7 protein-coding genes are annotated in these 16,693 nt (G+C 51.6%); 6 read left to right on the forward strand and 1 reads right to left on the reverse strand.

What is annotated here, in order from left to right; translation table 11 throughout:
- The first annotated feature begins 5 nt into the window (after positions 1-5).
- The 6 genes from IEV98_RS07880 (at position 6) to IEV98_RS07905 (ending at position 14,398) form a co-directional block, all read left to right on the forward strand.
- Positions 6-731 carry a tetratricopeptide repeat protein gene (locus IEV98_RS07880; RefSeq protein ID WP_188505324.1) on the forward strand — a complete coding sequence of 242 codons (726 nt, stop codon included), beginning with the start codon at positions 6-8 and terminating at the stop codon, positions 729-731.
- 101 nt (positions 732-832) lie between these two features.
- A complete protein-coding gene (locus IEV98_RS07885) occupies positions 833-1,810 on the forward strand; it encodes a hypothetical protein (protein ID WP_188505325.1) in 978 nt (325 codons plus the stop codon).
- 218 nt (positions 1,811-2,028) lie between these two features.
- Positions 2,029-2,718, forward strand: a complete 690-nt coding sequence (locus tag IEV98_RS24630; protein WP_188505326.1) for a collagen-like protein — start codon at positions 2,029-2,031, stop codon at positions 2,716-2,718.
- Between the two features lie 8 nt (positions 2,719-2,726).
- Entirely contained in the window at positions 2,727-4,436 is a 1,710-nt protein-coding gene (locus tag IEV98_RS07895) for a hypothetical protein (protein WP_188505327.1), read from the forward strand.
- Positions 4,433-12,373, forward strand: coding sequence for a hypothetical protein (locus IEV98_RS07900; RefSeq protein ID WP_188505328.1), 7,941 nt, complete (start codon positions 4,433-4,435; stop codon positions 12,371-12,373). The genes IEV98_RS07895 and IEV98_RS07900 overlap by 4 nt, the downstream gene beginning before the upstream one ends.
- A gap of 42 nt (positions 12,374-12,415) precedes the next feature.
- Positions 12,416-14,398: a fibronectin type III domain-containing protein gene (locus tag IEV98_RS07905; protein ID WP_188505329.1), complete on the forward strand. Its 1,983-nt coding sequence runs from the start codon at positions 12,416-12,418 to the stop codon at positions 14,396-14,398.
- Here the strand turns inward: IEV98_RS07905 and IEV98_RS07910 are convergent.
- Positions 14,385-16,397: a tetratricopeptide repeat-containing sensor histidine kinase gene (locus tag IEV98_RS07910; RefSeq protein WP_188505330.1), complete on the reverse strand. Its 2,013-nt coding sequence runs from the start codon at positions 16,395-16,397 to the stop codon at positions 14,385-14,387. The two genes, IEV98_RS07905 and IEV98_RS07910, sit on opposite strands and share 14 nt — an antisense overlap.
- Between the last annotated feature and the right edge of the window lie 296 nt (positions 16,398-16,693).

Raw genomic sequence — 16,693 nt, forward strand, 5'->3', positions numbered from 1 at the left:
ACGACATGGATAACTATTTTGAATACATCCAGGACTATTTGGACGGAACCTTATCGCCAGAGGAACACCGCCGTTTTGAGCACGAGTTGGAACACAACGAGGCCCTGCATTCGGAGACGGCGCACCAACGGACGCTCAGAGATACACTCGAAAAGCAGCTTGCCGCGATACCGATGATTCCAGCATTGAAAGCCACATTAAAGAAGGCGAGTAACCAGCATTTCGGCAACAAAAGCAAAAGAAAGAAAATCACCACCTTGCGGTGGCTGGCCCCCGTAGCGGTGGCTGCATCCCTTTTATTGGTATACAATTTCTTGGGTTGGTTTGCGACAGACTATGAAGCGCTTCCTGATATGCCTTCATCCGTGATGCGTGGCACGGTCGAGGAAAACACCATATTGCTGGCTGCCGAAGCGTACAATGCCGAAGACTATACCCGAAGTATCGATTTACTCCAAACATTGATGGCGACCGACTCGGCCACGACCCGTTATTCATACTACCTGGGATTGAGTTACATCGGGAAAAAAGACTACGGACAGGCTGCTGAGCGATTGCAATCCGTCGCCGAAGGGACATCCGTATTTGCAGATGATGCACGTTATTTCCTTGCGGTAGCGCTATGGCGGTTGGGTAAGATAGAGGAAGCGGTTTATCAAGCCAATCGGGTTTCCGAAACTAGCGAATACCATGGCAAAGCCGAAAAACTACGCCAAAAATTGACCAATTAATTTTCCGAATAGGGTAACAATCGTCTTGTTCCGTTGATATACGGATAAAAGCAATGGCTATGGACAGACATCGCCACAATGGTTAATTAAATTTAGAAATCATGAAAACGTTTTTATCCCCTATCGTATCAATTGTATTATTTGCTGGATTGTTTTCCGCTTGTCACAAAGAACAGCTCAACCCAGCCACCCAGCCCATTAACATCGCCGACTTTATGGCTACTCATGGTTCGCCTTTACAGCGGTTTCAGGGCGATGCGGCTACCGGCTTTATCATCACCGGAGAACGCGGCACCGAAATCCATTTTCCTGCAGATGCATTCGTGGATGTAGATGGAGTACTCGTTACGGGGCAAGTGGAGATCGGAATCATTGAAATTCTGACGAAAAGCGATTTGCTGCTGTCGGGAGTTGCAACCGAATCCAACGGCCAATTGTTGGAATCTGGCGGTGAATTGTACATCGAGGTATTGCAGGGCGGGGATACGTTGCAACTTAATCCAGCTAATGGGCAGTCGAGTGCCAATCCGGTAACGGTAAAACTACCACGCGACACAGACGCCGATCCCAATGGAATGATCTTATTCAATCAAGGGCCCCGTTATGATGGCAACCTATTGGACGACGATTCGTTTACCTGGCTGGTATTTGACGAGTCGCCACAAGCGTTGGTTGGTCCGTATTCGTATGATTTCAATATCCCGAATTTCGGATGGATCAACGTTGATAAGTTTCTATCGTATCCGCCCAGTCAACTTACCTATGTACATGTACGGCTCACCCCCGGTTCAGCCACTGGCCTGCAGGATGTTGCGGTGATGGTGGTGTTCGAAAACCTGAATGCGGTCATCGGGCTCAATTACGACCCTGCCATGCAGTGGTTCGGAACGGAAAGTTTTTCGCTGACGCCTAATTTGCCCATCGGCGAATCCATATCGGTTGTAGTCATCGCCAAAGATGTGCAGGATAACTTGTATTTTGCCAAGCAGGAGGGAATTACGATTGCCGCAAACGATCTCTACACGCTTACGCCGCAACCCGCCAGCCAGGAGAACATCGATTGGCTGGACAACCTGTGATGCTTTCCAGCATCCGGCCTTGCAACGACTGATACGGAGCACCCGCATGTAATGTGTGGGCGTTTTCCGTTACGGTAACTTACCGAACCCCGGGGTTCACTCAATAAAACAGGCTGTTCACTCATTCGCATGTATCACATTATAAATTGTCAGTTACTTCGGTTAGACTATACAGCTGTCCATACAGCATTTCATTTACGAAAATAAATACATTGACTATGAAAAGTATGTTATTTATCAAAGTTTGCGTGATTACGATCGCTATTGCCGGGATGTCAATCAGCTGTACCAAAGAAGGTGCGGTAGGTCCTCAAGGTGAACAAGGTGAGCTTGGCGCCAAAGGGGATAAAGGAGACCGGGGGGAAACAGGAGCCCGTGGGGCCACCGGTGCCAAAGGAGATAAAGGAGACCGGGGGGAAACAGGGGCCCGCGGTGCTACCGGTGCAAAAGGAGATAAGGGCGATACAGGGGCCACCGGCGCGCAAGGACCTGTAGGACCCAGAGGTGCTACCGGCTCCCAAGGCCCGAAGGGTGACCCTGGGTCAGCCAATGTGATTTACAGCGGTTGGATTACTTTGCCAAGTACACCATCCGTTACAAGCTATGAGATTGCTGCTCCTAAATTAACGCAAGCTATTTTCGATCGCGGCCAAATTGCCGTATACATGCGTGTAGATAATCACGGTACTTATGAAGTTGTTCAATTGGGTGAAGGTTGGTTGTCTTCTGCAACCTATAAAATCGGATACCGGGCCAGGGTGGGATCCCTTGTGTTGACGTCTGAAAACACGTCCTTGAATGGTTATTCCTATCGCTACGTTTTAATCCCGGGTGGGATATCGGCCCAAGCTAATGTAAACACTGCCAACTATCAGGCCGTCAAACAAGCGTATGGCATTATCGATTAATCACTTTTATGAAAACATGCCAAATTGTATTCATTGGTGTCGTTTTATGGGTTTTCCCATTATCGATAATCGCCCAGGATTTTAGTGACTTGAAGCGTCAAAAGCCCATAGGCTTCAACGGGGGGCTGGAACTGCGCGGTATTTATTATAACGCTAACGGTATTGCCAACCGCCGGGAGCCTTTCACCTACCTGCTCAGCGGGAGTCCCACAATCAGTCTGTACGGTTGGAGTATCCCGTTTAGCTTCATGATCAGTAAGGATGAACGTTCTTTCCGGCAGCCGTTTAATCAATTTGGCATGAGCCCAACCTACAAGTGGATTACTTTGCATGCCGGCTACCGCAACGTGACGTTTTCTCCGTACACGCTAGCCGGACACACGATGCTGGGCGGCGGGTTCGAAATCAACCCGGGCAAGCTGCGCGCAGGCTTTATGTACGGTCGGCTCAACCGCGCGACGGTCATCGATACCACAACACAGTCATTGGTGCCCTTTTCGTTCAGCCGCAAAGGCATGGCGGCCAAGCTGGGCTATGGTACGGAGACCAATCACTTCGACCTGAATTTCCTTCATGCGAAGGACGATAGCACCTCCGGTCCGGGTATTCCGCTGCACGACAGCACGCGGGTGCTGGCCGCGGCCAATACCGTACTCGGGTACAGCATGAAATTCCTGTTATTCAAAAAACTATCCATTGAGAGCGACGGAGCGGCGAGTATCTACACGCGCGATCTCAATTCACCGATTACGTTTGATTCAATTGCCGACCCGATGTTGAAGCGCCTGAAGGGATTGCTGGATGTAAATGGTTCGACGGAATGGTTTCTGGCCTTCAACGCGGGCATCGGCTACCGCGAGAAAAATTACGGCATCAAGGTGAATTACCGCCGAATTGAACCCGATTTTAAAACGATGGGAGCCTATTTCTTTGCCAACGATGTGGAAAACATCACCATCAATCCGAATTTCACACTGCCTAACGGAAAGCTCCGGGTGAATGCTAGTTTGGGCATTCAGCAGGATAATGTGAACCTGCAGAAGGAGGCGACAAATAAGCGCATCATCGGCGCAGGCACCATCGGTGCGGAAATTACCGATCAACTGGGTGTCGATATCAACTACAGCAATTTTTCCAACAATCAGCGTCCCAATACCCTGCGGTTTGCCGACTCGCTGAAGATCGTGCAGACCACCCAGACACTCAACATCATGCCGCGTTATACCGTGGTCAGTGAGCATATAGTGCATATGGTGATGTTGTCGGTAAACCTGAGCGGCATGAAAGACTATAACAGTTATTTTGAGCAGGACGCGGCAAACCGCGATATCAATACCAGCCAATACCTGATGAACTACAACTTAAGCTTCCCGGCTAAGCTGCTGAGCGTTTTTGCCAGTGTAAGCTACACCGCGATGGAAGGTGCGGGAACGGAAACAAGCTATAGCGGCGTTACGTTGGGAGGTAATTACAGTTTGGCGAAGCAGCAACTGCAGGCGGGTGTGAATACCAGCCTGATGCAGGGGAAAACCCCCACAGGAAAGAGCATGATCATCAACGGATCACTGAACCTAAATTACCGCATCAACGGCTGGCAGTCCATCCGGGCGTCATTCTTCTTAACCAACAACAATCCGGGCAGTGTGGTAACGGGTATTAATCCGGCATTTACCGAAACCCGTGGTGAGTTGGCGTATCAAATCAATTTCGGGCTATGAAGACGTTATCCTTTGTTTATCGTTTTGTTCTTTTTTTGCTGGTGTTGGCAGCCGTGCAGATGGCGACTGCCCAAGTGAATGTAACGGTGCGGGTGCTGCCACCCTACCAAAGCCGTATTACCGAATATGCATCGCGACCGGATTTGATGCTGCTTACACTGACTAATACATCGACCACTCCCCGGCGAATACAACTAACAGCCGCCATCAGTGGCGACAATGGTGTAGGCGCTTGGGTAAAGCCCGGCTATCGCAGTCCGCAACCCATTGAGCTGGCACCGGGGCAAGTGGTTTCACTCAACGGTAGTGATATTGCATACTTATTTGACCATAACCAGATTCAATACACGGGTATCAGCCAGGCCGACTTTACCCGCGGGCGGGGCTTGTTGGAGGGTACCTATCAGTTGTGTATCCGGGCATTGGACTACGATACGCACGAACCATTGAGCGCTGAGGAGCCAATCGGCTGTACCCAGTTGATCATCAGTAGCGTAGAGCCGCCCACCATTATCCAGCCGTTTAACGAGCAGGAGCTGCGTGCCGACGGCCCTCAAGCATTTCCCATTACGTGGAGTACACCGCCGGGGTCCTCACCCATGACGCAGTATAAGGTAAAGCTGGTAGAAATGATCGCCCCGCGCAATCCCAACGACGCGATGCAATCGGCCACCACGCCGCCCTTTTTTGAAGAAACGGTGAATACCAATATGCTGCTCTACGGGCCGCAGTACCCGCAGCTTACACCAGGCAGGCAATACGCATTGATGGTACAGGCTATTGATCCATTCCATACGCTCAGTTTCCGCAACGAGGGGATGAGCGAGGTAATTATGTTTACCTACGGCGTTACGGAACAAGCGGCGCCCGTGGTCGTCTATCAGGGGGATACCCTGCGGAAAGATACCACGCGTATCCGGGGGCGGCTTCGGTACCACTTTGCGGGTGATACCGAAGGGCGTACCTTTCCCGTAGCCAACGAGCGGGTATATCTCAAAAAAGTGTTTGCGCGGCAGGAGCTGGATGACGATGGGGTAGCCCGATTGCGGCCGTTATCAGCCCGCGAATCGTGGGCTATCAAGGATCAGTCCGCCATGCTCGATGGCGTTGCTGTGGAAACCGATGCGGAAGGCAATTTCACGCTGACCTGCCTGATGTCGGCCTTGGACAGTGCAGGTGTGGTTCCCGATGAGAAGATGGATTGGTTTGTTGGCGGGGCTGCCGCGAAGGCAACGACTTCGAGGTTTAGCCGATTAACCCAGGCGCCAGAAGGGCTGGTACTGATGTATCAGCTCGTAACGACCAATCCCCACTATAAATCGTACCAAGAATACCTGGCCATCACTCCAGGTGGTACACGCGACTTGTCGGATGTGGTGGTCGAGGCCAATAGCTATACCCTGAGTGTCAATGTGCAGGAAGTGTTCAATCAACTCCGGGGTGATTATGTGGCGGGTGCCAAGGTCCGGATTTACCGGGATATGGCCAACAAGAACAACGAACGGCTCGGTATCCCGAAATACGAAGGCGACCTGTTGGACGATGGGCGGTTAAACGCTGCTGCCAACACCGACAAAGTATTGATTGCAGAACGGGAGACACCATCCCCATCGGGCTCCTCCGATTCGGAAGCATTCCGCGTCAATTTCGAGCGACTGTTCAAAAACCTGGATGCAGAGGCTTACCGGTACCGGATCAGCTTGGAAAATGGAAATGCCGTGCTGATGGAAACATCGTTGGACCAACTCCAGGCTGCACTCCGAACATCGCCGGCGGATAAACCGACGGCAAATCAGGGGCAAACCACCAACAGGGCATCCAAGTTGAACGGGATTTCTACGCTTTCAAAGACGGGTAGAAATAAAGATAGCTGGCTGAGCTATCGGTATAACGACACGCCGGACACCGCAAAGCTGACACTCGATAAGAACTTGGTGACGCCGCCAAGGACCAAGCTAACCGGTAAATTGCAGTATGCTTATAAAACCGACCGCAGTGTACCCGCTACGCCCTATGCGAACATGCCCGTTAAGTTGGTGGTATTCTACCTGATGGACGAAAACGAACCACCAACAAATAACAATTCGGGCCGTAACAACACAGGTGCTACATTACAAGGCATTGCCGCAACGGCAACGTCGTTCTATTCAACGGCGGCAACGCGGTATGCCAATCAAGATCTGGAGCGCCCGCAGAACGGGGTGTCTGGAGGCATGAACTACAGCACTAAGCCGTTTATTACCGGAATCAATGCCGTGGCCGGATCTGCAGCGATCAGCGGGTCTTCCGTTGTGCAAGGCGTGATGGGTAGCGGTGTTCTGGCAGGAAGCAACAGCGACTATGAACGGTTGCTCGGCAACGATATCGAAATTGGCGGCAAAGCCATCCAGGATAATATGCAGGTGTTGCAAACCGTGTATACGGATGCAGAAGGTCGCTTTACCTTTGATTTCCCCAACAGCGAATTTACAGGAACGGAACTGGACGGGTCGGTCGCGGCCCCAGTACCGGATCAGACGGGCAGGAGGGAGTATGGAAAAGTAAAGCGGGTATATCGCATCGTCCCAGATGTACGGTATTATTGTGCGCCGGACGAGAATATCGTCGTGCAGCCCTGGGAGGATGCCGACTGTGGTACGCTAACGTCGTATGTGCAAACGGTCAATATCGATGTGCATGTCCAAAAAGTCAACACGCTGGACAAGCCGGATTTATTGGGCGCGTTTGCCAACGTACCGGTGAACCTGTATAAGCCCGCCTATAGTGCCACGCGGAAGTATTGGCCAACGGTACAGGGAATCGATATCAACAGGGAAGTAAATCCGTTCAATAGCGGGACAAACATGATGTTAGCGGGCACGGCCACGATGGCGACCGGGGTTTCGACCGGCGCGAGTAATACAGGTAGTTCAAATGCATCAAACAATGCATTCCAAACCGTGCAGTTTACGCCCAACTACAATGCCACCTATAGTGGAGGAAATCTCGTTGCGCTTACCAACCGCACGTCGAATACCGGAAACGCAGTTTCCAATGCGATGCAAATGCGGCCACAGTATGGCGTATCGCAGTCTGCGGCGCCTTCGGTATCGTCTGCTGTGATGACGAATTTCCAAACCTATGTGCTGTATCGGCAAGGCGCCAGCGACGAACAGGGGAACATCCGCTTTGAGAACGTGCCTAAGTCACTGGCGGTCACTCAGGATATGATTATGCTGGAAGCAGATGGCCGTGACCGGCTTACCGAAGCCGCGTTTGAAACTGCCTACCTCGAATTTCCGGCCACTAAGAATATCCCTACGCGGCAAGAAGTGGAAAATCCCGCAATTGAATCGGAGAATAAGGGAATTATCCGTATGGATCAGTACGGCGTTGTTTTCAACAGTGAGTTTGATCCCAGCGTAACGCAATCCGTTGCTTTTCGCGTATTGGCCAAGCCTACCGAGGTACGCGGACGGATCACGGATGATTTTACCACATTGGGGATCAAAGGGGTCAAGCTCCATGTGAGTATCAGTTTCGGGGTAAACAACAACGTCTACTACCTTTCTGAATTTACCGAAACGAATGCCGATGGGTACTACGATTTTTCGTCGAAAATTAAGGATTTCCTGATCAACGCGGGTAATGACGGGGAAGAAAAAACTGGCAAAACCGGTTACCTCCATGTGCGTGTCGTTTCGGCACCGGGTTATGAAGTACCGGCCGAACCCTATAGCGTGCAGATCGCTCCGGGAATCACCGGGCGGCGTGAAGATTATACCACGGCATTAAAGCCGCTTGGGCGAAATGCCTTTGGCTACGTGGTGGATGCCGAAAACCCAACTACGGGCGTTACTGCCCGCGTGAAAATTAAAGATCGGGGCCGTTGGGTAGATACCTATGCCTACACCGGCAAGAAGGATGAGCCGGCAAGGGAGAAGAGCTACATGGAATACAACGGCTACTATGCGAGTTCCCTGGAAGCCGCGGTGCAGGCGAATGTACAGCGGGCTACGCAAAGTGGCAATCAATCGGCATCACAACCATTGGGCAACGCCGGAACGTTGGTGACCAAGTTGGTAAACCAGGTTCCGCGGACAACTTTCAATGCGAATCCCGCAGCCAGTTTTTCGCCGATTATCCAGGCAGCGTTGGCCCGGTCGGAAGAATCGGGAAGCACTATTCAAGTGACGGGTGCCGTGCGGGAAATGCAGGTGGATCCCTCGATGGGTATCACAGCACTCAACCGGGTGACCGACCTGCAGCGGTTTGACATCGACCTACCGGCAAGACCCGACTCGATCATGATTCTGCCCTATGACCCTGCTTACATCGGTGTTACAGTGGCCGTAAACGCGGCGGGGCCGGATGCTTATCTCGGTGATTTCAAGTTACAGCGAAGGAAGCATCGGGTGGAGGTTCTGGTGAAAACAACTACCGGAGGTATGGTTACCAATGCGAATGTGGAAATAGAGGGTGCTGGCAACGACAATTCCCGTAAAACGAACAGCATGGGGGTTGCATCGTTTACCTATGTGAATAACTCCACCGACAACTTTACCGTGCGGGTAAGTAACGGGGCACAGTCCCGTTCCCAAACGGGTAAAACGCGGAAAACAGGCGCTGATACGCCACCGACGAAAGGTGGGCAGCCGCAGCAAACTCCGGGATTGCGTCTGCCGGATGGAAATACGGGCAACGCCAACGGGGCGGGAAATGGCCAGCCCGACATCGGCAGCCTGACGCAGCAAAACACACTTTTCGTGCCCCGCACGCAAAATTTTGAAAGCAACGACGACAATGTGGTGCGCCGGATTACGGTCGTCGTCCAGCCTGCCACCGTAATGACCGGCCGGGTGGTCTTTGCCGCAGATAGTCTGCCGGTAAGGGGCGCAGTGGTCTATGTCGATCAGGGACGGGGCAGCGAGTCTGACATGCGGGCGGAAACCCGCTCGGATGGTACCTACGAACTGATTGTCCCGGCACCGGGCGCTGCTCCGGGCAATGGATTATTGCCGATCGGCAATACAGGGGGCACCCCACAGGCGGTTACGGCGGCTTATTCGGCACCGGGCAAGACCTATATCGGACAGACCGTGTCGTTGGCCAAGCGTGGGAAAGGTACCCAATCGGCTCCCACTTCCATTGATTTTGTGATCCGTGAGGCGAATGACATCGATGTCAGCAAGTTGTACGGATTTCCGGTCCGGTTGAATGCCCTGCGGGCGACGGATGGCGGGTACACCGTTAGTGGTGAACTGTACGATGTGGAGGATAATCCGAATTTTGCCTTCCGATCAGCGTCGGGACCGAAAGTGCTGGCCTTTGAAAACCTTCAGGTCAGAGCGTCCACCATCAAAAATGCCAACGGAATCCCATTGGCTGTGCCGACGACCGATGAAATCCAATTTGAACAAAAGCAGTTGCGTATCCGTGTGTTCGAAGTCTTCAACGGACAGCTGGCGGAACAAGGTGGTGGCAACTTGACGATGGCCAAAGGCCAGACGGATACTACGGGTGTGCTCAATGGGCGGGTGCGCATCGTCGATAATTCGTTCAACTTCCCCACCAGCTACATGACGATCAGTAGCGAAGACTTTTTCTTGGGTAATTATGGTGTTGCCAATGGGGCAGACAAGCTGAATATTCCTGTCTTCCGCACGGGTGCGGCCTATCCGCTGACGAAATTTTCGATTACGGCGACCCAGGGTGATCCGATCCGGTTCAAGTATCTCGGCTTCAACGGACAGACGGAAACGACTGGCGAACGGGAATCGTTCGTGATGGGCGATAGCGTGAACCTATTTATGAACCTCACCGCACGCATACAGGGTGGCATAAACCTCGACCTCAAAGCGGGGAAAGCTGTGGTGCGGCACGACCATATGGAGCCGGTGGTGACCGACAATGAGGTGCGTTTCAAACTAGAGGAATGGGAGGTGCACAGCTCGTCTTGGACGCTGTCCAATACATCGGGAGGTATCGTGCTAAACAACAATACCCTCTATACCGGGAAAGCGGACATTAAGCTGAACAAGATTTCCCTTATCCCCGGCGAGCTCATTTTCCATAACGCTACCGGAGCGGAGGCAGCCAACCTCCGCAACAACCTGACTGTTGGCGGCAAAGCCAACATCAAGCTGCATGTCAATCCCCGGACAGACATCGCATTTACCTACGATCCGGATGTCGGCCGCATACCCGGACAAGGGCATTTCAAATTTACGCTGCGGAGCGATGATGGAAAAGCGGCACACCTGAAAGGGCTTCCCGGGATGACCAATCCGAATGACCGTTTGGAGATCCAGTACATGTCGCTGTTGAGCAACAACGAAGAAGTGTTCGGTTTCAGTACGGATGCGGCGGGTATTGCCATCCAAAACCAGCTGTCATTCAAACCGCAAAGCATTTACAGCGCGTTTGACCGGTTGGTCATTTCAGGAGCTGCTAGTCTGCACATTCCCAATGTGCCAGACAACCTATCGGCTACCATTGCCTACTATCCGGAAGGCAATGGGACGAACCGTATGGTGGTAAGTCCGCTGGAATTTTCCTTTATGGGAAGCGGAGGTACCACCTTCACGACCTTGAAGCAAGACAACGCGCAGCTGTTCTACGAAAAGGGTATCGGGATTGCAGGTACGGTAAAGCTGCCGGGGCAATCCAACACGCTAAAGGCAAACCTCGTCAGCATGGTCACTGGTGGCCTCAACGGGGCAGCCAACGAAGCGCGGCGGCAAACAGAAATTGTATTGGGCGCTTATCAGGAAGAAGCGGGCCGGATGGCTGCGAACCTAGTGGATGAAGTAGCCAACGATCCGGCTCTGGCCGAAGCGCGCCGTACACTCGAAGAAGCCTTGGGCGGTGTAAACGATACCTACAACCAGTTGCTTCAGATGGGGGGATCCTCCGCGCAGGCGATGCAGGAGCTTGCGGGCAAATGGCGACTGATCGGCGAGGGGATGGATATCATCAATAATGGTATTGATCATAATCCCATCGGGGCCGCCATGCAGATCAATGGCATCATCAAGGGCTTCTCGGGTATCGACATCGCCGATAAGGCCAAGCAAACGGCCAAGATGGTGGCCATGGAAGCGCTGAAGGGGATACAGGATGAAATACCGGTGCAAAAAATAGCGGATGGAGCGGCAGGAGGCGATGGTGGCTTTTCCAACATGAAGTTCGATTTTGACTTTGCCAACGGCCGTGTTTTCGGGTCGCTTAGCATGCCTAAGCTGGAGGCCGGCGCCGTGACGCTGACCAAACTCGGTATTGAAATGCTGTTTGATACCAAAGGCTGGTATTTTTATACCGGAGCCAATGTCAATGTACGCGGGGTACCGTTGATTTTCCCGCTGGGTGTAGGGATGTGCGTGGGGTCGTACCCCGAGATTTCGCCGGCATTGGAAGCTCGGATTACGGAAGTATCTTACGTGAAGCGGCTTCCGAATACCTATAAGACCAACGGCATTCAGGGATTCTTCCTGACAGGGCGAAAAGATATCATCGAGGAAGTGAAATTTGAGGTGCCAGGGATCGGGATCGAAGTAGGAGCCATGGCGGGCCTTGACGCCCGTATCTATGCTAATTTCGGTGGCAGTACACAGGAACTGGGCATCGGGGCTATGGCCTTTGGGCGTGCTTACGCCCGCATGTCGCCAGTTTCCCAGCTTCTGATGGGCTGTGGGATATCGGGAGAGGCCAAAGCGGAGCTGGGTGTGAAGACTACCTTTACCAATAGCCCGGCGGGGGTCACGTTCAATGCCCGCGCATGCGGTTCTTTCAATGTGAGTGCCGAAATTACGTGTATGTTGGTGGCCAAGAAAACGGTAGGTATCGGATTCCTGGCGCTGCTTGATCTTTGCGTCGGCGCAGATTGCACCAAGACTGTGAACTTCAACGCCCGCCTCTCCGATGAAAGTTGCAGTGAAAGCAATGATTTTGATTATTAATACGATAAAGCAATGAAATGTGTTGTGGTAAAACCTGTATGGATGCTTTTGTTGACCGGTCTGATTAGCATATTGGGCGGGCGGGCTCAGCAGCGCAAGGATAGTGGTCCGGTTTATTTTACCGGAACGGCCTCTGGACTCTATATGGAGTTCAACGAGGTAACGGTGGCTCGGATGGGGCTGACCGTTATGCGTAAAGGCAAGGCGGATACCGATTATATTCCTGTCGGAAAAACGACCCGGCCGACAAGCAGTGCTGATTTTCACCGGAGGATGAGCGAGGCGGTCGATTTGTTTCCGGGATACAGCTTACCCGCTCTGGAGCTTACAGATTCGTTGTGGCAGGTGTGGAATGGTGAGGATGCCGCTTCTTTGTTGGGCGCCCGTAGTCCGATTATCCATTTGGCATTGGGGTTGGGTTTTTTAGATACGGGTGTGGTAACCAGCCAGACGTATCTCTATCAATTCGTCAGCGAAACCGATGGCGCTCATTTTGAATCAGAGCGGGTGATTTATGAACGGACATTGCCTTTATTTTCGCCCATGAAAAGCACTGTTGTCGACGCCGGAGAAAGTCGGCCGCACCTGGAATGGCAGTCCGACCGAGCGAACGGGGCGATGCAGTTTGACGTATGGCGGAGGATAAGTGGCTCGTCTGCCGATTTCGAAAAGCTGTTGACGCCGTCGGGTATGGTGGTTAACGCCAAAGGTGATTCGTTGACGTATCTGGTCACCGATACCACGGCGCTTTCAGGCGTGCGGTACGACTATTACCTCTCGGGTCGGGATGTTTTCGGTAATCCCGGTAATCCCTCGGATACCGTTACGCTGCAGGTAGGTGGACGCCGGAATATCGAAGCGGCCTTCAATGTCCAGACGCAGGCCGTAGACAATGGAATACGACTGTATTGGGAGCCACTGGAACAACGTTATGCGTTACAGAATATTGTTATCCTACGGAGTGCAGTTTACGACGGTGGGTACGAAACCATCGCGACGGTACCCGTGACGGATACGGCCTACATCGATCCGGATGTGTTGGGGGGAAAGAATTATTACTACCAGTTGCTGATACAGGGTGAGGCGAATTTCTCCCAGGCTTCCCCGCGGGTTTCCGGAATTTATCAGGGAATCGTGAAACTGTTACCGCCCCAAAACCTGGAGGGAAAAGATACACACGAAGGCGGACGGTTGTCGTGGTACTATGCCGATACCACCAATCTACGGGGTTTTTACGTGTATCGCACGTTGTCCACCACATTGCCATTGGAACAAGTTAGTGGACTGTTGCCACCTACGGCCGGACTCAATACCTATATAGACAGTGCGCAATTGGCAGCGGATGGCCACGCGTACTACACGGTCGCTGCGGTATCGACGACCCAATCGCTGAGCCCGCCTGCTGACATCATCGAAGTGTTGCGGACCGGAAAAAGCGAAGCCGTACGGCTAACTGCTCCCAGTCAACTCAGGCCACTGTGGCTCACGGATACGACCGTTTCAATCACGTGGTTGGATTTGCTTGCGCGGTCAGACAAGGTAATGGCCTACCGGATATACCGCAAGGATGCCGAGGAAGGCGAATTCGAGGAAAAAGCATGGTTGGAAACCGATATGAACGAAGTTGTCGATACACTATCTTCTGGAAAACAGCGTTGGTACACCATCCGATCCGTTGATGCCAGCGGCGCACTAAGCGCGCCGAGTCCGGTAGTGGCGATAGCTTCCCAATACCACAGACCTCTGCCGCCGGGGAATGTGCGGCTGGTGGTAAGTGACGATGGAATAGTCGTCAATTGGGATACCGATGGCGAATCGAGCAAAATCCATTCGTATCGTATTTACCGGGCGCTGGTCAACGGTGGCACCGAAACCATTGCTGAGGTTGAATCCACCGGCGAGCAGCTAGGCTACATGGACAAGGCGGTGAAATCAGGCAATCGCTATTACTATTATGTGTCGAGTATCGATGAGCACGGCATTGAAAGTGACGTCAGCGAGGAAGTTTCGATTACGATGCCTTAACCCCACCGATAGGGTATTGTTCGCGACGGATTAGCGGTAATCGTAATCGCACTTCGGTGCCGTTCTCTTCCGGATCCAGGTATTCCAATTGGGTCGTACTGGTCGGGTTGCTTAGTTTAAATAGTGCAAGTCGTTCATGGATGGCTTCGAGACCCATGGATTTTTGTTTGTAACCCACGTTTGTTTTCAATTTCCGTGCTTTTTCACGACCGATGCCGTTGTCTTTAACCGAGATGATTACGGTCTGAGGGGCTTCCGTGGCGATGGATACCGACAGCATGCCCCGGTAACCCCGTGCATGTCGGAGCCCATGCAGGATCGCATTTTCAATGAGCGGCTGGATAAGCATGGGAGGAAGGACGATTTCGGTTAGGTTGAGGTCTGCCTCAACCTGAAAATCATAGTCGAACGAATGCTCAAAGCGCGTCGCCTCCAATTGGGTGTATAACTGTATACACATCCATTCCCTATCGGCCGAAACCAGCGCTTGTGTGGAATTTTCCAAGACTAGTCGGGTGAGCCTGGCAAACTGTTGCACGAGCTGGCTGGCGGACTTCGCATCATTCTCCAGAATATACGATTCAATGGAATTCAATACATTAAAGATAAAATGGGGGTTCATCTGCGAACGGATGGCTTTCAGCTCGCTTTCGGAAAGCTGTTGCTGAAGAAGCAGCGATTCTGCCTGTTGGCTAAGTTCTTTTTCGCGCATCTCATTGCGTAGGCGGATCCCGCGGATACGAGAACGATTGAGCAGGTACCCGGTGAGTGAAATAAGCAACACGACCAATAGGACACCATACAACCAAAGTTGTTTGATCTGAAGTTTGCTGATGGCCTGCTGTTGGATGTATTCCTGTTCTTTCAGATCGAAGTCATACTGCAGTTCGAGCCGTGTAAGCTGTTTCCTGTTGGCCTCGTTGTCGAGGCTGTCTTTAAGTAACAAAAACTGCTTGTGATAATACAAAGCGCTGTCCAATCGACCGGTTTTTTCAAAGTATCGGCTAAGGTTCTGGGATACGTCTCGTTGTATATCTATGGCATGGAGCTGTTCGCTGGTTGCGCGACTGACTGACAGGTGATGGTAGGCCAGGAGTAAACTATCCAGCATGAGGTAGCTTTCCCCTATTCCACAATGATTGACGGCGATGCTCCGGCTGTTGCCCAATGTAGTATTGATTGCCAACGCCTGTTGGTAGTAGATTTTTGATCGTTGGTAATCGTGTGTTTTGGCATAGCTCGAACCAAGATTGCCATACGCTTTCGCAATGTTGCTCTGATCGTTTGTCTTTTGGTTCACCGCCAACGCACTGTCGAGGTATATTCGCCCTTTTTGGTAGTCTCCTTCATCCGTATAAAGTGTTCCCAAGTTGAGCAGCGCGTATCCGTCTAATCTTGGGTCGTTCACCTGTTTGTTTCGGCTGCGAGCTAGTTGTATATATTCTTCCGCTTTCCTGAAATTCTTGGTCTCGGCGTAAATAGCAGACATATTCAGGTACATCATGATTTCGTTCGGGTTGCTGGTTTCTTTAAACAACTGGGCGGCTTCCTGAAATCTTAACAGTGCAAAAGGGTAGTTGTTCTGCCGATAATAAATGAGTCCGAGATTACTGGTGTTGGAAGCAATCCCCGGTTTGTGGCCGATTCGTTGGTCAATTTCCAAGGATTTTTTGGCCCACATTTCTGCATTTTGCAAGTCCGATTTTACGATATAGGCGATTGCTTTCACAGAATAGGCACTGGATAATTTTTTTTTATCCTTGAGTTTATCCACAAAACCAATTACTTCATCGACATACGCCAGGGTTTGGTCGGGCTGGGAGGTATGCAACAAAAACGCGAGGCCGTTGAGCAATTCGGCGCGGCGGTCGTCTTGCTGCGGATGGGCATCGAGTAGCCGTAACAGCGAATCTTGGGCCGGAAGTTGCGCATTTAAAGAAAAAGCACTGATCCAGTTGGTTATCCAAAACAAGCAAATCACTCGTAGAAGCGGTTTCATGGCAGTCTTGTTAATCGATGGGAAAGTTAATGAAACAGTTTCTTTTTCATGTTACATTGTTTTGATAAACACTCGTTTCAACTGTTCTCCAAAACTAAAGGCAATGGAGTGTGTATTTTTTAACGATGTGTAAAGGGCGAAGTTGAACGAGTGGGGAGCGCTTTATAATGAGCGAAGACCTTTTCGCCCGTTCCCTCAATAGTAGATTCGTTTCACTCATTCAAAGCGGGTGTCTGCGCACTGGTTACATAGCAGGATGTTATTTTCTTTTTATTTGAATGAAAAATTTGGATATT

Origin of the sequence: Parapedobacter pyrenivorans (genome assembly GCF_014636865.1) — a bacterium.
Classification (GTDB): Bacteria; Bacteroidota; Bacteroidia; order Sphingobacteriales; family Sphingobacteriaceae; genus Parapedobacter; species Parapedobacter pyrenivorans.